We start from the raw sequence: 17,541 nt of genomic DNA, 5'->3' as shown, positions 1-17,541 counted from the left end.
GCCGCCCCACCCCCGATCCGGCCGAAGACAACGCGTTCTTTCCGTCGCCCTACTCGCTGAGCCAGTTCACCTCGCCCACCTCCGACCTGGACGGTGCGGACTATTCCACGCCCTACACCGGCGGGCGCTGGAAGCTGCTGATGATCGGCGCCGATGAGCGCTATCTGCTCACCGACAACGGCACCCTGTTCTCCACCGGCAACCATCCGGTGGAGACCCTGCTGCCGATGTACCACCTGGACAAGGCCGGCTTCGCCTTCGACGTCGCCACGCTGTCCGGCAATCCGGTGAAGTTCGAATACTGGGCGATGCCTTCAGAAGACACCGAGGTATTGGGGCTGTTCGCCAGGTACCGCGAGGCGTTCAAACAACCGCTGAAGCTGGCCGACGTGGTCGAGACGGCGCTGGGTGAGGATTCGGACTACCTCGGGGTGTTCATCCCCGGCGGCCATGGCGCGCTGATCGGCCTGCCGGAAAGCCCGGAGGTCAAGGCGGTGCTTGAATGGGCTGCGGCAAAGAACAAGTTCGTGATCTCGCTGTGCCATGGCCCGGCGGCGTTTCTGGCCGTGGGCGACAGCCCGATCTACCGGGGCAAGAAGATCGTCGCCTTTCCCGATGCGATGGACGCGCAGACGCCCGACATCGGCTACATGCCCGGCCACCTGACCTGGAAGTTCGGCGAGCAGCTCAAGGCCCTGGGCTTCGACATCCTCAACACCGGTATCTCCGGGGCGGTGCACCGCGACGGTACCCTGCTGACCGGCGACAGTCCGCTGGCCGCCAACCCGTTGGGCAAGCTGGCCGCCACCACGCTGCTGGAGGCCGTCCACAACCGATAGCCGGCAGCCATCACCGCGCGGCGTTTCGCCGCGCTTGCAGCTTCGCGCCCGATCATTAAGCTGACGCCCCCCGGTGGGGGAGCGGACACGCAACGCGCTGCACGCGGCATGTGCATCCGTGCAGTGCGCCCTTCCCTCCCGCAATCGCGCCGCTCCGGCGCAACTGGTGGTATTTGTGAGTAGTGCGCTCGTGGATGCCGTTGTTTGATACCCACGAGTTCCGATGAAACACGTAATTGCTTTTGTCCTGCTGCTGGCCGTCAGCGCCAGCGCACATGCCGATTTTGATGGCCGGGTGGTCAAGGTCGCCGATGGCGACACGGTCACGGTGCTGCACAACCGCGAGCAGGTGCGGGTGCGGCTGGGCAGTATCGACGCCCCGGAAAAACGCCAGGCCTTTGGCACCCGTTCGCAGCAGCATCTGTCGGCGCTGGTGTTCGGGCGCACGGTGCGGGTGGTCGAAGACGGCAAGGATCGTTACGGCCGCACCATCGGCGTGCTGCATGTGCAGGGCGTCAACGTGAACCGGGAAATGGTCAGGGCCGGCATGGCCTGGGCCTATACCGACTACTTGAATGACCGCCTGATGCCGGTACTGGAAATCCAGGCGCGCGTGAGCGGCACCGGTCTGTGGGCCGATCCCCACCCGGTGGCGCCGTGGCAGTTCCGCCGCAATGAAGCGGCGGCACGACGCGCGAAGAAGGCGCAGAACTGACGGCCAAGGGCCGGCGGACGCCGCGCATGGCCGGCTCCGGCCGGCGGCATGACATGCTGCGTTCCACGATCCACCGGCCAGGGCGGCAACCTGGCGGCAGCAGAGCGCCTATGCTGTGGGGACTTTGATTACACACGTGGTCGTCGCCCGCGTCGGCTTTCCCCTCTCAAGGAGTTCCACCATGTCCCTTTCGATGTACAGCGCCTCGATTCCCGTTCTCAAGCAGATGCTCTCCGCCCTGTCCGAGGTGTTGGCCAAGGCCGAAGCCCACGCCACCGAAAAGAAGATCGACCCCAACGCGCTGCTCGGCGCGCGCCTGTTCCCGGACATGTTCCCGCTGGTGCGCCAGGTGCAGATCGCGGCCGATTTCGCCAAGGGCATCAGCTCGCGTCTGGCCAATACCGAAGTGCCCTCGTGGCCGGACAATGCCGAGGCCGGCTTCGCCGAGCTGCAGGCGCTGATCGCCAGAACGCTGGCACATGTGGACAGCTTCAGTGCCGAACAGTTCGAGGGCAGCGAGTCGCGCGAGATCGTGCTGCGCGCCGGCACGCCGAAGGAGAAGAAGCTGCAGGGCAGCGTGTATCTGCTGCAGTACGGGCTGCCGCAGTTCTTCTTCCACGTGACCACCAGCTACGCGATCCTGCGCCACAACGGTGTGGAGCTGGGCAAGCGCGATTACATGGGCAGCTACTGAGTCTGCGACCCGACAGGCTTTGCCAAATTGAGGAAACCCCGGGTGCGCTCCGCTTACCCGGGCTACCCGCTGAAAGCCTCCGCCGGCGCTGCTGGCGGGGGCTTTTTGTTGCCGGCAGACAACAGGCCGTAGTCCGGGCAAGGCCAACGGCCGCGCCCGGGAACGCCGCCTCAGTCCTCCGCCGCCACAAAGCCCCCGGTCTGCCGCGCCCACAGCCGCGCATACAGGCCACCGGCGGCAATCAGTTGCGCATGGGTGCCGGTCTCGACAATGCGCCCCTGGTCCATCACCACCAGCCGGTCCATGCGCGCGATGGTGGACAGGCGGTGGGCGATGGCGATCACCGTCTTGTTGCCCATCAGCTCGTCCAGGCTCTCCTGGATGGCCGCCTCCACTTCCGAATCCAGCGCCGAGGTCGCCTCGTCCAGGATCAGGATCGGCGCGTCCTTGAGCAGCACGCGGGCAATGGCGATGCGCTGGCGCTGGCCGCCGGAGAGCTTCACGCCGCGCTCGCCGACATGGGCGTCGTAGCCGTGGCGGCCCTCGCTGTCGTGCAGCTCGGCGATGAAGCCATCGGCACGCGCCTTGGCCACGGCCGCGCGCATCTGCGCCTCGCTCGCGTCGGGGCGACCGTACAGCAGGTTCTCGCGGATCGAGCGGTGCAGCAGCGAGGTGTCCTGGGTGACCACGCCGATGTGTGCGCGCAGTGAGTCCTGCTGCACCGAAGCGATATCGACGCCATCGACGAGGATGCGGCCGCGTTCGACGTCGTGGAAGCGCAGCAGCAGGTTGACCAGGGTGGATTTGCCCGCGCCCGAGCGCCCGACCACGCCGATCTTCTCGCCGGCACGCACGTGCAGGTCCAGCCCTTCGATCAGGCCCTGATGCTTGCCGTAGTGGAAGGACACGCCCTCGAAACGGATGTCGCCGGCCAAGTGCGCCAGTTCCGGAGCGCCGGGCGCATCGTCCACCGTCGGCGGCAGCGAGATCGAGTTGATGCCGTCATGCACGGTGCCGATGTTCTCGAACAAAGACGACAGCTCCCACATGATCCACTGCGACATGCCCAGCATGCGCAGCACCAGCGCCACGGTCACGGCGATCGCACCGGCGCTCACCACGCCGCCCTGCCACAGCCACAGCCCCAGCACCACCGAGGAAAACAGCAGCAGCATGTTCAGCGCATACAGCAGCGAGTAGACCCGCGTTGCCAGCCGCATCTGTGGATGCACCTTGTCCAGGAAGCCGGCCATCGCTTCGCGTGCGTAGGCCTGCTCGCGCCGCGAATGCGAGAACAGCTTGACCGTGGCGATATTGGTGTAGCTGTCGACGATGCGCCCGGTCATCTCCGAGCGCGCGTCGGCCTGCTCGCGCGAGATGCGTTCCATGCGGGGCACGAAATGCCACATCAACAGCGCATACCCGATCAGCCAGGCCACGAACGGCAGCATCATCCGCCAATCCGTGGCACCGGCCACCACCAGCGTGCCGATGAAGAACACGAGCACGTAATTGCCGATGTCGAACAGTTTGACCACCGTCTCGCGCACCGCCAGCGAGGTCTGCATCAGCTTGGTGGCGATGCGCCCGGCGAACTCGTCCTGGAAATAGCCCATCGACTGCCGCAACAGGTAGCGGTGCACGCTCCAGCGGATCCGCATCGGGAAATTGCCCAGCAGGGTCTGGTGCTGCACCAGCGAATTGACCATCACCAGCAACGGCAGCCCGACCAGCACCAGCAGCGCCATCCACAGCAGGCGCGGGCCTTCGGCCGCGAGAAAGCTGGCCGGCGTGCTGCTGCCGAGCCGGTCCACCAGCGCGCCGACATAGGCGTAGAGCGCCAGCTCGGCCACCGCGATGCCGGCGGTGGTCAGCGCCATCAGCAGCAGCCATTTTTCCGCGCCACGCGTGTAGTGCCGGCAGAACGCATACAGCCCGCGCGGCGGCTGCGCGGGCGGATCGGACGGGAACGGGTCCAGGCGGGATTCGAACCAACGGAACATGGAAGCAGGCCAGCGATCAGACGAGGTGGGCCATTGTCGCGTATCCCTGCAGTACAGAGCGCACAGGGCACGCGCCTGGCTGTGCGCCACCACCACGGCCAGGCCCGCCTGCGGGCGGAACGGTCCCGCTATCGCCGGTAGTTCGGCATGCCGGACTGCCGGGAAAACCGGTCGCGCTATCTGCCCCGCCGGTGGTGACCCGGCAGCGCCGGCGTGATGGAACCGGCCTGCCGCTTGGCGACCACCGGCCTGACCGATGGCGCCGTGGCACTCATTTCTTGTCAGACACCGGCACCAGCAGCAGATCCTGGAAATCGAAGCTGAAATCGGTCAGCGAAGACACCGCCTGCATGCGCACCTCGCGCACCTTGCCGTCGGGGTCGAGGCTGAAAGTGACGAAGGCGTCGGCGTTGAGCGAGCGGTTGTCCCAGCGCACGATGAAGGTGTCGTGCTGCCAGTGCTCCATGGTGCCGACCAGATCGGCGGTGGCACCGAAGCGCAGCCGCAGCTTGCCGCTACGCTGCTCGACGAACACATCGCCATACCACGCATCACGGTACGCACCGGCATAGCCGGCCAGCGGCAGCGAGGGCTTGGATTTGGCATCGCGCGCGGCCACATGGTTGGCCCAGCTTTCATCGGCCTTGTCCTGCGACTTGGCCACGGCGGCGGCATAGGCACCCACCAGTCGTGCGCCGGCGCCTCGAGCATCGCATCGAGCACGCTCATGGTGATGGCGTTGAACGCGGCGCCGGACTCGGCATTGGTCAACACCACCACGCCCAGCTCCTGCCCCGGCACCAGGGTGAGCCGCGACACCTGTCCCGGCCAGCCGCCGGTGTGCCAGACCAGCTTCTGGCCGCGATAGTCACTCAGGCTCCAGCCCTCGGCGTAGCCGGCGAAGTTCGGCCGTGCCGCGTCCAGTTCCGGGACCGACGGTTTGGGCACGACCTGCGGAATCTGCATCTGCACATCTGCTGCTGGGTCTTCTCGCTGAACAGCGGCGTGCCATCGGCGAGCCGGCCTTCGGCCAGCTGCACGTTCATCCACTTGGCCATGTCCTGCACGCTGGAATACAGGCCACCGGCGCCGGCGGCGTTGGACCAGGTCAGCGGCGGCACCGGGCGCAGGTCGGTGAAATCGAACTTGGCGTGGCCGACGGCGGCCTTGTCACCGGGCTGGAGGTGATCGGCGTTGTAGCGGGTGCCGGCCATGCCGACCTTGTCGAAGATGCGCTGCTGCAGGAAAGCATCGAACGACTGTCCGGACACAGTCTCGATCACCTGCTGGGCCACGGCATAGAGGATGTTGTCGTAGGCGTAGCGGTCGCGGAAGCCGCCCTTGAGTGGCACCTTGGCCAGCCGCGCCACGACCTCGGCATTGGAGTAGGTGGTGGTCGGCCAGAACAGCAGGTCACCGGCCCCCAGGCTCAGGCCGCTGCGGTGCGCGAGCAGATCGCGGATGCGCATCTCGCCGGTGACATAGGAATCGGACATACGGAACGAGGGCAGGTGGTCGATCACCCGGTCGTCCATTTTCAGCTTGCCGTCCTCGGCCAGCAGGTTCAGCGCCGTGGCGGTGAAGGCCTTGGTGTTGGAGGCGATGGCGAACAGCGTGTCGGCCTGCACCTGCTCGGGCTTGCCCAGCTCGCGCACGCCCCAGCCACGCTGCAGGATGACCTTGCCGTCCTTGACCACCGCCACCGCCACGCCCGGCACGTCGAACTGCTCACGTACCCGTTCCACGGTGGCATCGAGCTGCTGCAATTGCGCCGGCGTCACGGTTTCCTGTGCCAACGCGGCCTGTGCGGCCATCCCCATCGCGAGCACCAGCCCGCCGCCCAACCAGTTGTTCAATGTGTGTTCCCTCTGGATCGATACCCGCCCCGCACGGGCCGGCCTTGCCGCGATGGTAACGCGCGCACGCGCACGCTCGCCTTCCACCGCCCGCAGGAACGCCGCCATGGAACTTGCCGCCCGCACCACCGCCACCTTTGTTCCGTGCCTGCGCTACCGCGATGCGCCAGCCGCCATCGACTGGCTGTGCCACGCGTTCGGTTTCCAGCGCCATGCGGTGTACCGGGACGGTGACATCGTCCACCACGCGCAGCTGGTGTTCGGCAACGGCATGCTGATGCTCGGCTCGGTGCAGCCCGGCCCATGGGGTGCGAACATGGTCCAGCCCGATGAGGTGGGCGGCCGGGAAACCCAGAGCGTCTGCGTGATCGTCTCCGACGCCGATGCCCACTGCGTCCGCGCCCGGGCCGCCGGCGCGCAGATCGTCATCGCACTCGCCGACCAGGACTACGGCGGCCGCGGCTATGGCTGCCGCGATATCGAAGGCCATCTGTGGTGGTTCGGCAGCTACGATCCCTGGCAGGCGCCGACGGCTCCCTGACCCGGCACAATGGTGCTTCGCGTGGACACGTTGCGCATGGATGACCTGTTTTCCCGCGATGTCCGTTCGCCGTCCGGCTTCCATGTCGGCATCGGCGGCTGGACCTATGCCCCCTGGCGTGGCGGCGCGTTCTATCCGCCCGGGCTGGTGCAACGGCGCGAGCTGGAGTTCGCCAGCCGCCAGCTGACCAGTATCGAGATCAACAGCACCTACTACGGCGCGCAGAAACCGGCGATCTATGCCGCCTGGCGCGATGCCACGCCGGAAGGTTTCGTGTTCTCGGCCAAGCGCCCAAGCGCATCTTCACCGCACGCAAGCTGGCGTCTACCGGTGCGCAGGTCGAGGATTTCATCGATGGCATCAGCCATCTGGGTGCCCGGCTGGGGCCGCTGCTGTGGCAGTTCGAGGCCGGGCGTGCGCTGGAAGCGGACGACTTCGCCCGCTTCCTGGCGCTGCTGCCAACGCGGGTCAACGGGCGCCAGCAGCGGCATGCGCTGGAAGTGCGCGAGCGCAGCGTGTTCACCGCGCAACTGGTGGCGCTGGCCCGGCAGCACGGCATGGCACTGGTCTATACCGACTCGGCCACGCATCCCAACGCCGCCGACCTGTGCGGCGACTTCGTCTATGCGCGACTGATGGACAGTCGCGACGTACACGCAGCGGCTACCCGTTGCCGGAACTGGCCCAGTGGGCCGAACGCGCGCACCGCTGGCGACAGGGGGCCGCGCCTGCCGATCTGCCGTACCTGGTGCGGCCGGACACCGTCGCCAGCACCCCGCGCGAGGTGTTCATCTACTTCATCAGTGCCGCCAAGCACCGCAACCCGGCGGCGGCGCAGGCACTGTTGCGGCTTCTGGGCGAAAAGTGACGGAAGCGGCACAGCGACCGGACCAGGCATCGGCGACAATTCGCCCATGCCGATGAACGACACCCGCAAAGCCCTGCTGCAAATCCATTTCTGTGTGCTGTTGTGGGGCGTGACCGCCATCCTCGGCAAGCTGATCACCCTGCCCGCCCTGCCGCTGGTGTGGTGGCGGATGCTGCTGGTGGTGGCGATGCTGGCGCTGCTGCCGCGGGTCTGGCGCGGGCTGTCCAGCCTCAGCACACGGCTGGTACTCGGCTATGCCGGCATCGGCGCGCTGGTGGCGTTGCACTGGCTGACCTTCTACGGTGCGGTGAAGCTGGCCAACGCCTCGGTGGCGGCGACCTGCATCGCGCTGGCGCCGGTGTTCACCGCGATCATCGAACCATGGATCGCCCGGCGTCCGTTCCAGCTGCGCGAACTGGCGCTGGGTGTGGTGGTACTGCCGGGCGTGGCGCTGGTGGTCGGCGGCGTGCCCGATGGCATGCGCCTGGGCGTGGCGGTGGGCGCGCTGTCGGCGTTGCTGGTCGCCATCTTCGGCTCGTTCAACAAGCGCATGGTCGGCCACGCCGACCCGCTGACGGTGACCGCGCTGGAGCTGGGCGCCGGCACCCTGACTCTGACCCTGCTGGCGCCGCTGCTGCCGTTCCTGCTGCCGGCCCTGGCCAGCGATCTGTGGGTTCTGCCGGATCTGCACGATGGCCTGCTGCTGCTGGCCTGTCGGGGCTGTGCACGCTGCTGCCGTTCGCGCTGGCACTGGTCGCGCTGCGCCACCTGAGCGCCTACACGGTGCAGCTGGTAACCAACCTGGAGCCGGTGTACGCCATTGTGCTGGCGATGCTGTTCCTGGCCGAGCAGCATGAACTGTCAGCGCAGTTCTATCTGGGTGTGACGATCATCCTCGGTGGCGTGTTCCTGCATCCGCTGCTCAACCGCCTGCGGCCGGCCGCCACCGCCAGCTGAGCGCCACACACGGCAACGAGCTCGCTCCGTCCTGCCGGCAGGGCCGGCTCAGTCGGCCAGCACGACCCGGTCGCGGCCCTGGGCCTTGGCCTGGTAGAGCGCGGCATCGGCCCGGCGCAGGGTATCGGCCGGGGTTTCCCCGGCACGGTGCGCGGCCAGACCGATGCTGACCGACAACGGCAGCCCGATCGGCAACAGGCGCACGGCCTCGCGCAGGTAGTGGCATTGCAATTCGGCCTGGTGCAGCGGGGTCCCGGGCATCAGGATCACGAATTCCTCGCCACCGAAGCGGGCAGCCATGCCGCGTCCGGCAAACTGCGCGCGCAGCACATCGGCCAGCTCGGTCAGCACGCGGTCGCCCTCGCTGTGGCCGTGGATGTCGTTGACCCTCTTGAAGTGGTCGATATCGACGATGGCCACCGCCGGCGGCCCTTCGACGGCGCGTTCGATCGAGGCGGACATCGCCGCGGCCAGGGCGCGGCGGTTGGGCAGGCCGGTCAGCGGATCGGTGCGGGTCTGTTCGGACAGCTCCAGATTGGTCTGTTCCAGCTGCTGGTAGTACTCGGCCAGCCGTGCCTCGTACCACGCGTGCTCGCGATGGTGATGGTCGATCTCGCGGCGCAGCAGACGCATTTCCATCATCCGTCCCACCTGCCGCGACAGCGCGCGCAGGGCGCTGGCACGGTCCGCATCCAGCATGCCGGGCGCCGAATCGAACACACACAGGGTTCCCAGCGCATGGCCGTCACTGCTCAACAGGGGGGCACCGGCATAGAAGCGGATGTTCGGTTCCCCAACCACCGCCGGATTGCCGCAAAAGCGGGCATCCTGCCGCGCATCCGGAACCACGGTCAGCTGCCCCGGCTGGAGAATGGCATGGGCGCAGAACGCCTCGTCACGCGTGGTCTGCTCGCTCTCAAACCCCTGCAGCGCTTTGAACCATTGGCGGTCCTGATCGATCAGGGTCACCGCGCCCATCGCCGTCCCGCACAGTGTGCGGGCGATGGTCACCAGATCCTCGAACTCCTGCTCACGCGCGGTATCCAGGATGCGGTAGCGGTGCAGCGCCGCCAGACGTTCGGCTTCATTGGCGGGAAGCGCGGGTTTGATCATGCTCGGTTTCCGATCCGGCGGCTGGCATCAGGTGGGCATCTGGGATTCTAGCCACCGCACGCAGAGACGGCAGCGAGCCGGTCACACTTCACCAATCGGTCTGTTGCGGCAGCAGGCCGCGCAACTCCTGTTCGGTGAGATTGCGCCACTGTCCGGGCTTGAGTGCACCGAGCTTGATGTTGTCGATGCGCACGCGCCGCAGCTGGGTGACGCGGTAGCCGAACTCCGCGGCCATCAGCCGGATCTGCCGGTTCAGACCCTGCTCGAGAATGATGCGGAAGCCGAATTTGGCGATGCGCGAGGTGCGGCACGGCAGCGTCATCTCGTTGTGGATGCGCACACCACGGGCCATGCCGCGCAGGAACTGGTCGGTGACCGGCTTGTTGACGGCCACCAGGTATTCCTTCTGATGGCCGTTTTCTGCACGCAGGATCTTGTTGACGATGTCACCATTGCTGGTCATCAGGATCAGGCCTTCGGAATCCTTGTCCAGCCGGCCGATCGGGAAAATCCGCTGCTCGTGCCCGACGAAGTCGACGATGTTGCCGTTGACCTCGGTCTCGGTGGTGCAGGTGATGCCCACCGGCTTGTTCAGCGCGATATAGACATGGCGACGGCCAGTGCTCTTGTGAACGGCGCGGGTGCGCAGCGGCTGGCCATCGACCAGCACCTGATCGCCCTCGCCCACCACGGCGCCGGTGCCGGCAACGATGCCGTTGACGGTGACGCGGCGGGCGGCGAGCAGGCGATCGGCCTCACGGCGGGAACAGAAGCCGGTTTCGGCAATGTGCTTGTTGATTCGGATTGTCATCGGGCGATTATCCGCCATCGCCTGCTGTCCGAACAGCGCGCGGCCGGTTCAGGCGGTTTCCAGCTCCGAGCCCGCATCCACCACGCGATTGCGGCCCGCGCGCTTGGCCCGGTACATCGCGTTGTCGGCCCGCCGCATCAGCCCGGCCACATCCTCGTCCCGCGCCTGCAGCTGCGCCAGCCCGATGCTGACCGTCACCACCAGCCTTCATGCTGCAGATTCCGGGCGTTGTGCGTGATTTTCTCGCGCATCTGCTCCAGCCGCGGCGCAGCCACGCCGGCCGTTGTGCCCGGCAGCAGCACGAGGAACTCCTCGCCGCCCATGCGGATCACATCCATCTTGTTACGCACGCCTTGCGCCAGCGTCCTGGCGACCAGCACCAGCACCTCGTCGCCCACATCGTGGCCGTAGCGGTCATTGATCTGCTTGAACAGATCGATATCGAGAAAGCCGATCGACAGCGGCTGTGCACTGGCGCGCGCCTGCTGCATGTACTGCTCAAGCTGGCGCAAGCCGGCGCGACGGTTGGGCAGCCCGGTAAGCGCATCGGTATCGGCCAGATGCCGCATCTCGTCGCGCTGCTGGCGCAGACGGCCCAGGCCACGGTTGAGTGAATAGGCCGACACCATCAAAAACCAGGTGACCGACAGCTGGATGATTTCGACCCGGTACTGGACCAGCAGCCGGCTGCCGAACAGATCCGCCAGTTCGATCACCAGCAGCGGCAGCACCGCGGCCAGCCCCTCCAGCGCCCTGAAATTGCGCCGGTACAGCGACACGCCCCCCAGCAGGAAGGTCAGCGCGCAGATCAGCAGGAACAGATGGTCCAGGGCCGTTCCCACCCACGACAGCAGTGGCCACGGCATCGCCGGCGCGCCCAGCGCGAGCACGACCAGCACGGCCAGCAGGCCTTTCATCACCGGCCGCGAGCGCTGCAGCACCCGTGGCCCCCCGCACAGCCGCCACATGATCCAGCCCATCACCGCGACCCGCAGCGAGGACAGCGCGACCTGCCACCACGCTGCCGTGCGTCCCACCGGCAACCACGGCTCGGGGTAGCCGCTCAGCCCGCTCAGTACCGACTGCCAGACCACCAGCAGCACGCACACCAGCGCGTACAGCAGGAATTCGCGCCCAAGTGTGGTGAGAAAACCGATCAACGCCGACAACGCCAATGCCAACGCGATGGCGATGCAGGCGGTGCGGATCAGCAGGCGCACGGTATCGATCTGCTGCACCGGACTGGGGGCCCCCAGTCGTACCGTCGGAATCCAGCGGGCCTTGAGCGGCGGCTCCCAGGCGACCTGGATCGGCTCGCGGCTGCCGGCCTTGGGCACCACCACCATGCCGATACCGGCCCGGAACCGGGAATCGCGGGTGCGCGCGTCCTGCATGTGTCCGCAGACCTGGCGGTCACCGTGATGGATCATCACCTCGCCGGCGAACACGTTGAACACATCCACCGCCTGCGGCGCGCCGGACCAGCCGCCGGCGGGCGCCGGAATATCGATGCCATCGTTCAGCCGCGCCAGCGCCTCCGGCGAACAGGTCCGTATCGGCGCCTGTTGATCGGTGGCCGCGCCAACCAGCAGATAGTCACGGTCAAGCTGCAGCGGCCCAGCATTGCCTGCCCCGGACCAGACCACACCTACCAGTGCCAGCAGGAGCATGGCGACGATCATCGTTGCGCCACGTGTACCTGCCACCTTGCATCCTTCCACCATGCCATCCCCAACGCGCACTCCAATGCGCCGGCTCAGATTATCGCAAGAACCCGGCGCATCCATCACGTGAAGGCGTCGCGGCATCTGCCTCAGGTCCGGGAAGTCACTCTTGTACCCGACTTGTCAATTCACCCAGCACTACCCCGCCCCCCCCCCCGCCCGACCGCAGCTATTCCCGTCCCAATCCCCTGCCTCGTTCCCGCCAGCCGTGACCTCCATCCCGGTTCACCGCTAAAGTACTTGCCCTTTCTGCCGATAACGCCTGCCTACCTTGAGCAGTCGCGCACTCTGTCATGCATAGCATTACCGCCGTTTCGTCCGCTATCGACACCGAGAATCCGGCGCTGGTTGCCGCCTGGCAACGTGGACTGACCGAAGCCGGCCCTGCCGCGACGCAGGTGTTGGCCCAGCTTGCCGATACCGGCGCAGCCGAAATGGCGGTGCATTTCTATCAGGTGATGCTGGATGACAAGCGGGCCTCACGGCTGCTGTCACACGACCAGGTGCGTACGCGCCTGCAGCCGGCCATGCAGCGCTGGGTGCGGGACCTGCTGCTGGCCACGCCGGAACGGGTGGAATCGCTGATCGCCGCCCAGCGGGTGGTGGGCGATGTCCACGCCCGGGTCGGCATCCCCGTCGACCTGGTGACCCGCGGCATGCGGGTGCTGAAACAGCGGCTTTTCCAGCTGATCAGCGAGCAGGCCGGACACAGCGAACACGCGCACGCCGCCGTTGCCTGCCTTACCGCCTCGTTCGACATCGCACTGGAATGCATGACCCTGGCCTACTCCAATGCACGCGAACGCTCCTCGCGCACCGATGCGGCATACCGGCTGTTCTCGCTGGTGCAGAACGTGGGTACCGAGCGCGAACGCCAGCGCGCCCTGCTGCTGGACTGGGAAAACACCTTGCTTTATGCGTTGGCCAGCCAGAACGAGACACCGGAGTTCCAGTCGCTGGCCGGCTCCGAGTTCGGCCTGTGGCTGACCCACAAGGGCATTCCCAGCTTCGGTGAAAGCTCCGAAACCCAGCAGATCTGCGCGCTGATGGCCGCAGTGGACCAGACCCTGCATGACACCCTGGATACAAAGCGCGACCTCAAGGTGCGTTCGGCCCATCTGCAGGAAGTGCGGGCGCGCGTCGGCCAGATACGCAACCTGCTGGGGATGCTGTTCGAGCGTATCGGCGAACTGGACGCCGGTTGCGATGCCCTGACCAACCTGCTCAATCGCCGCTTCCTGCCGACCGTCCTGCGCCGGGAAATCGAGCTGGCGAACAAGAACAAGGCCGGCTTTGCGGTGTTGCTGCTGGATCTGGATCACTTCAAGAGCATCAACGACCAGCACGGCCATGAGGCCGGCGACCGCGCCCTGCAGCACATCGCCAGCATGCTCAGCCAGTTCACCCGTGGCAGCGACTACGTGTTCCGCTATGGCGGCGAGGAGTTCGTGGTGGTGCTGGTGGCGGTGGACGAGCGTCAGGCGCTGGTCATCGCCGATGGCCTGTGCCGGCGTATTTCCGATTCACCCGTGCTCCTGGCCGATGGCCAGCCATTGGCGATCACCACCAGCATCGGGGTCGCCCTGTATGACGGGCACCCGGATTACGAACGGGTCATGGCACGCGCCGATGCCGCGATGTACCAGGCCAAGAAACAGGGCCGCAACCGCATCGTGCTGGCCGACGACAGCCTGCCGGAAGCCCCGGACCGTGCATCGCTTCAGAACCGCTGACTTCTCGGCGCCGGCGCAGGCCGGTAGCCCATTACCTTCGCCGGCCGGGCCAACCAATGGCCGATGCCCGCACGCGTGCGGCCACGTAGCATGGGGTGGCGGATGTCCCCCCGCCCGCCCCTCGTCTGCCGGATGTCGTCCATGTCATTTGCCCGTACCGCCACCCGCTGGGCCGCCCTGCTGCTCCACGCCACCCTGCTGCTGCCCGGCGTGGCCAGCGCCAGAGAGCTCTCCGCCCCGGCGGCGCACGTGGACAGCGACGGTCCCTACATCTTCCGCAACGGGCGGCAACTGCAGGCGCGATGGATCTGCAATGACCGGGTGGTCGAGCGCACGCTCGCCCGCCGCGCCACTACCCCGGTTCCGTCGCAGTGCGGCTACCCGCGCCCGCTGACCGTACTGCAGCCACTGCCGGCTTCAGCCTCCTCGCTGCCGGCCGCGGCCCGCATCGTCGCCCTGTCCGATATCCATGGCCAGTACGGGCTGCTGGTGCAGCTGCTGCGCGCCAACAAGGTGATCGATGGCAAGGACCGCTGGGCGCTGGGCCGCGACACGCTGGTGATCGCTGGCGACGTGTTTGATCGTGGCCCGCAGGTCACCGAGGCGTTCTGGCTGCTGTACAGCCTGCAGCAGCAGGCGGCAAAGGCGGGCGGCGCGGTGCACTTCGTTCTCGGCAATCACGAGACGATGGTGCTCTACGACAACCTGAGCTACGTCAATCCCAAATATCTGCGCAGCGCGCAGCTGCTGGGCCAGAGCTACCCGCAGCTGTATGGCGCCGATTCGGTGATCGGCCAATGGCTGCGCACCCGCCCGGTGCTGCTGCGCATTGGCGATACCCTGTTCCTGCACGGTGGCATTTCGCCCGAGGCGATCCAGCTGGCGCTGGACCCGGCTGCCACCAATGCCGCCTACCGGGCTTCGCTCGGCCGTCCCCGGGCCGAGCTGAAAGCCGATCCCAAGCTTGCCCCGCTGTATGACGGCAAGACCAGCCCGATCTGGTACCGCGGCTATTTCGATGGCCAGCTGGACACTGCCGGCGTGCAACAGGTGCTGGAGCAGCTGGACCTGCGGCGGATCGTGGTCGGCCACACCTCGATGCCGCACGTGAGCAGCTTCCACGGTGATCGCATCATCGCCATCGACAGCAGCATCAAGAACGGTGAGAACGGCGAACTGCTGTTTATCGAGAACGGCAAGCTCAGCCGCGGCCTGCTCGACGGCTCGCGGGTGCCGCTGGCCGAAGGCCGCGGCAACTGAACGGCCAAGCCCGGCCGTCGTCCCGCCCTCAGGCTGCCCCTACAATGACGCCTTTGTGGCAGCCCGGCTGCCCGGCAATCGAAGTGGAAAGCGCGTGACCGAGAAAAAGCCCGAACACACCCCGCTGATGAAGCAGTTTTTCGCCGCCAAGTCCGACTACCCGGACCTGCTGCTGTTCTTCCGGATGGGCGATTTCTACGAGCTGTTCTACGACGATGCACGCAAGGCCGCGCGCCTGCTGGATATCACCCTGACCCAGCGTGGCAGCTCCGGCGGCGCGCCGATCCCGATGGCCGGCGTGCCGGTGCATTCCTTCGAAGGCTATCTGGCGCGGCTGGTGGCACTGGGCGAATCGGTGGCTATCTGCGAGCAGATCGGCGATCCGGCGCTGGCCAAGGGCCTGGTCGAACGCAAGGTGGTGCGCGTGGTCACGCCCGGCACCGTCACCGACGAGGCCTTGCTGGATGAGCGCCGCGACACCTTGCTGATGGCGATCTCGCGCAACAAGGCCGGCTACGGCCTGGCCTGGGCCGATCTGGCCGGTGGCCGCTTCCTGGTCAACGAAGTCGACAGCGACGACGCACTGGAAGCCGAATTGGCCCGCCTGGAACCGGCCGAGCTGCTGGTCCCCGACGAAGACGGCTGGCCGGAATTCCTGCGCCAGCGCAGCGGCGTGCGGCGGCGTGCGCCGTGGCTGTTCGATGCCGACAGCGGCCGCCGCCAGCTGTTGAATTTCTTCAAGCTGCATGATCTTTCCGGCTTCGGTATCGACGACAAACCGCGCGCGACCGCCGCCGCCGGCGCGTTGCTGGGCTATGTCGAGGAAACCCAGAAGCAGCGCCTGCCCCATCTGACCTCCATCGCGATGGAAAACGCCGGTGAGGCGATCGCGATGAACGCAGCCACCCGCCGCCATCTGGAACTGGACACGCGCGTGGACGGCGACACCCGCAACACCTTGCTCGGTGTACTCGACAGCACCGTCTCGCCGATGGGCGGGCGCCTGCTGCGGCGCTGGCTGCACCGTCCGCTGCGACTGCGCGAGGTGCTGCAGCAGCGTCACCACGCGGTCGCCACACTGATCGATCGCGGCGCCGACGCCGATCTGCGCGAGAGCTTCCGCGCGCTGGGTGATATCGAACGCATCCTCACCCGCATGGCGCTGCGCTCGGCACGCCCGCGCGATTTTTCCACGCTGCGTGACGGTCTGGCGCTGTTGCCGGCGATCGCCGCGCAACTGCAGCCGCTGGATTCGCCGCGCCTGCAACAGCTGCGCGCCGAACTGGGCTCCCATGATGAAAGCGCGCAGCTGCTGGCCCGCGCGATCGCCGAACAACCGCCGCTGAAGCTTGCCGACGGCGGCGTGATCGCCGAAGGCTTCGACGCCGAACTGGACGAGCTGCGCCGGCTCTCGACCAATGCCGACCAGTTCCTGATCGATCTGGAGCTGCGCGAGCGCGAAGCCAGCGGCATTGCCACGCTGAAGGTCGGCTACAACCGGGTACACGGCTACTACATCGAGATCAGCAAAGGCCAGGCCGACAAGGCGCCGGTGCACTACACCCGCCGGCAGACCCTGACCAATGCCGAGCGCTACATCACCGAAGAGTTGAAGAACTTCGAGGACAAGGTGCTGTCGGCCCGCGAACGTTCACTCAGCCGAGAGAAACTGCTGTACGAAGGCCTGCTCGACACCATTGCCGTGCATCTGGAGCCGCTCAAGCGCTGCGCCGGCGCCCTCGGCGAACTGGATGTCCTGGCCGGCTTCGCCGAACGTGCGCAGGCGCTGGACTGGTCACAGCCGCAGCTGCAGGAAGAACCGTGCCTGCGCATCGAACGCGGACGTCATCCGGTGGTGGAAGCCGTGCGCGAAGCGCCGTTCGAGCCCAATGATCTGGACCTGCATCCGGACCGCCGCATGCTGGTGATCACCGGCCCGAACATGGGCGGCAAGTCGACCTACATGCGGCAGAATGCGCTGATCGTGCTGCTGGCGCATATCGGCAGCTTCGTGCCGGCCAGCCGTGCGGTGATCGGCCCGATCGACCGCATCCTGACCCGCATTGGCGCCGGTGACGACCTGGCCAAGGGCCAATCCACCTTCATGGTGGAAATGGCCGAAACCAGCTACATCCTGCACCATGCCAGCGCCCACTCGCTGGTGTTGATGGACGAAATCGGACGTGGCACCTCGACCTATGACGGCTTGGCCCTGGCCGATGCGGTGGCCCGCCACCTGGCCTACCAGAACCGCTGCTACACCCTGTTTGCCACGCACTACTTCGAACTGACCGCGCTGGCCGACGAAAGCCACGAGGGGGGCGCCAGCGGCATCGCCAACGTGCACTTGGATGCGGTCGAGCATGGCGAGGCGCTGGTGTTCATGCACGCAGTGAAGGATGGCCCGGCCAACCGCAGCTTCGGCCT

At 66.9% G+C, this 17,541-nt stretch carries 14 protein-coding genes and 3 pseudogenes; 10 read left to right on the top strand and 7 right to left on the bottom strand.

Features of this window, described 5'->3' with window-relative positions:
• From hchA to JCM9942_RS02470, 3 genes are all read left to right on the top strand, one after another.
• On the top strand, positions 1-839 hold an 839-nt coding region (gene hchA, locus JCM9942_RS02480), incomplete at its 5' end, for a glyoxalase III HchA (RefSeq protein WP_054657359.1).
• A gap of 223 nt (positions 840-1,062) precedes the next feature.
• Positions 1,063-1,554, top strand: coding sequence for a thermonuclease family protein (locus tag JCM9942_RS02475; RefSeq protein WP_054657357.1), 492 nt, complete (start codon positions 1,063-1,065; stop codon positions 1,552-1,554).
• A gap of 181 nt (positions 1,555-1,735) precedes the next feature.
• Positions 1,736-2,248 (top strand): DUF1993 domain-containing protein, encoded by a 513-nt coding sequence (locus JCM9942_RS02470; RefSeq protein WP_054657355.1) that lies wholly within the window; start codon positions 1,736-1,738, stop codon positions 2,246-2,248.
• Positions 2,249-2,418: 170 nt separating this feature from the next.
• Here the strand turns inward: JCM9942_RS02470 and JCM9942_RS02465 are convergent, their stop codons facing one another.
• The 3 genes and pseudogenes from JCM9942_RS02465 to JCM9942_RS02460 all read right to left on the bottom strand — a co-directional run.
• The gene (locus JCM9942_RS02465) at positions 2,419-4,251 is read right to left on the bottom strand and encodes an ABC transporter ATP-binding protein (RefSeq protein WP_054657353.1); all 1,833 of its coding nucleotides are present in this window, start codon (positions 4,249-4,251) and stop codon (positions 2,419-2,421) included.
• A 271-nt stretch (positions 4,252-4,522) separates the two neighbouring features.
• A complete protein-coding gene (locus tag JCM9942_RS20605) occupies positions 4,523-4,936 on the bottom strand; it encodes a DUF3471 domain-containing protein (protein WP_425478293.1) in 414 nt (137 codons plus the stop codon).
• Positions 4,937-5,055: 119 nt separating this feature from the next.
• Positions 5,056-6,065: pseudogene (locus JCM9942_RS02460) on the bottom strand (serine hydrolase domain-containing protein); the annotation flags it as partial.
• Positions 6,066-6,213: 148 nt separating this feature from the next.
• Here JCM9942_RS02460 and JCM9942_RS02455 point away from each other — a divergent pair.
• The 4 genes and pseudogenes from JCM9942_RS02455 (at position 6,214) to JCM9942_RS02445 (ending at position 8,473) form a co-directional block, all read left to right on the top strand.
• Positions 6,214-6,648 (top strand): VOC family protein, encoded by a 435-nt coding sequence (locus JCM9942_RS02455; protein WP_054657351.1) that lies wholly within the window; start codon positions 6,214-6,216, stop codon positions 6,646-6,648.
• Positions 6,649-6,657: 9 nt separating this feature from the next.
• Positions 6,658-7,250: pseudogene (locus tag JCM9942_RS02450) on the top strand (DUF72 domain-containing protein); the annotation flags it as partial.
• A 68-nt stretch (positions 7,251-7,318) separates the two neighbouring features.
• The gene (locus JCM9942_RS20600; protein ID WP_425478294.1) at positions 7,319-7,516 is read left to right on the top strand and encodes a hypothetical protein; all 198 of its coding nucleotides are present in this window, start codon (positions 7,319-7,321) and stop codon (positions 7,514-7,516) included.
• Positions 7,517-7,562: 46 nt separating this feature from the next.
• Positions 7,563-8,473: pseudogene (locus JCM9942_RS02445) on the top strand (DMT family transporter).
• Positions 8,474-8,521: 48 nt separating this feature from the next.
• Here the strand turns inward: JCM9942_RS02445 and JCM9942_RS02440 are convergent.
• From JCM9942_RS02440 to JCM9942_RS02430, 4 genes are all read right to left on the bottom strand, one after another.
• On the bottom strand, positions 8,522-9,586 hold the full coding sequence (locus JCM9942_RS02440) for a GGDEF domain-containing protein (RefSeq protein WP_054657349.1): 1,065 nt from the start codon (positions 9,584-9,586) through the stop codon (positions 8,522-8,524).
• 88 nt (positions 9,587-9,674) lie between these two features.
• Positions 9,675-10,397, bottom strand: a complete 723-nt coding sequence (locus JCM9942_RS02435) for a pseudouridine synthase (RefSeq protein WP_054657347.1) — start codon at positions 10,395-10,397, stop codon at positions 9,675-9,677.
• 48 nt (positions 10,398-10,445) lie between these two features.
• Positions 10,446-10,595: a diguanylate cyclase domain-containing protein gene (locus JCM9942_RS19860; RefSeq protein WP_256202271.1), complete on the bottom strand. Its 150-nt coding sequence runs from the start codon at positions 10,593-10,595 to the stop codon at positions 10,446-10,448.
• Positions 10,592-12,103 (bottom strand): GGDEF domain-containing protein, encoded by a 1,512-nt coding sequence (locus JCM9942_RS02430; protein ID WP_256202270.1) that lies wholly within the window; start codon positions 12,101-12,103, stop codon positions 10,592-10,594. The genes JCM9942_RS19860 and JCM9942_RS02430 overlap by 4 nt, the downstream gene beginning before the upstream one ends.
• A gap of 311 nt (positions 12,104-12,414) precedes the next feature.
• Between JCM9942_RS02430 and JCM9942_RS02425 the strand changes: the two genes are divergently transcribed.
• The 3 genes from JCM9942_RS02425 to mutS all read left to right on the top strand — a co-directional run.
• Positions 12,415-13,854, top strand: coding sequence for a GGDEF domain-containing protein (locus JCM9942_RS02425; protein WP_054657345.1), 1,440 nt, complete (start codon positions 12,415-12,417; stop codon positions 13,852-13,854).
• 141 nt (positions 13,855-13,995) lie between these two features.
• On the top strand, positions 13,996-15,114 hold the full coding sequence (locus JCM9942_RS02420; RefSeq protein ID WP_083468374.1) for a metallophosphoesterase: 1,119 nt from the start codon (positions 13,996-13,998) through the stop codon (positions 15,112-15,114).
• Positions 15,115-15,241: 127 nt separating this feature from the next.
• Positions 15,242-17,541 (top strand): DNA mismatch repair protein MutS (mutS, locus tag JCM9942_RS02415; protein ID WP_054657361.1); only part of this gene is annotated, 2,300 nt, incomplete at its 3' end.

This window comes from Stenotrophomonas pictorum JCM 9942, assembly GCF_001310775.1.
Classification (GTDB): domain Bacteria; phylum Pseudomonadota; class Gammaproteobacteria; order Xanthomonadales; family Xanthomonadaceae; genus Stenotrophomonas; species Stenotrophomonas pictorum.
The sequence above is the reverse complement of the archived record's forward strand: the minus strand, read 5'-3'. Positions and strand labels throughout refer to the sequence as shown.

What these genes read in the sequence shown, in the direction of transcription:
- JCM9942_RS02475 (WP_054657357.1), top strand. Translation starts at nt 1,063, where the DNA reads ATGAAACACGTAATTGCTTTTGTCCTGCTGCTGGCCGTCAGCGCCAGC.
- JCM9942_RS02470 (WP_054657355.1), top strand. Translation starts at nt 1,736, where the DNA reads ATGTCCCTTTCGATGTACAGCGCCTCGATTCCCGTTCTCAAGCAGATG.
- JCM9942_RS02465 (WP_054657353.1), bottom strand. Translation starts at nt 4,251, where the DNA reads ATGTTCCGTTGGTTCGAATCCCGCCTGGACCCGTTCCCGTCCGATCCG.
- JCM9942_RS02455 (WP_054657351.1), top strand. Translation starts at nt 6,214, where the DNA reads ATGGAACTTGCCGCCCGCACCACCGCCACCTTTGTTCCGTGCCTGCGC.
- JCM9942_RS02440 (WP_054657349.1), bottom strand. Translation starts at nt 9,586, where the DNA reads ATGATCAAACCCGCGCTTCCCGCCAATGAAGCCGAACGTCTGGCGGCG.
- JCM9942_RS02435 (WP_054657347.1), bottom strand. Translation starts at nt 10,397, where the DNA reads ATGACAATCCGAATCAACAAGCACATTGCCGAAACCGGCTTCTGTTCC.
- JCM9942_RS02425 (WP_054657345.1), top strand. Translation starts at nt 12,415, where the DNA reads ATGCATAGCATTACCGCCGTTTCGTCCGCTATCGACACCGAGAATCCG.
- JCM9942_RS02420 (WP_083468374.1), top strand. Translation starts at nt 13,996, where the DNA reads ATGTCATTTGCCCGTACCGCCACCCGCTGGGCCGCCCTGCTGCTCCAC.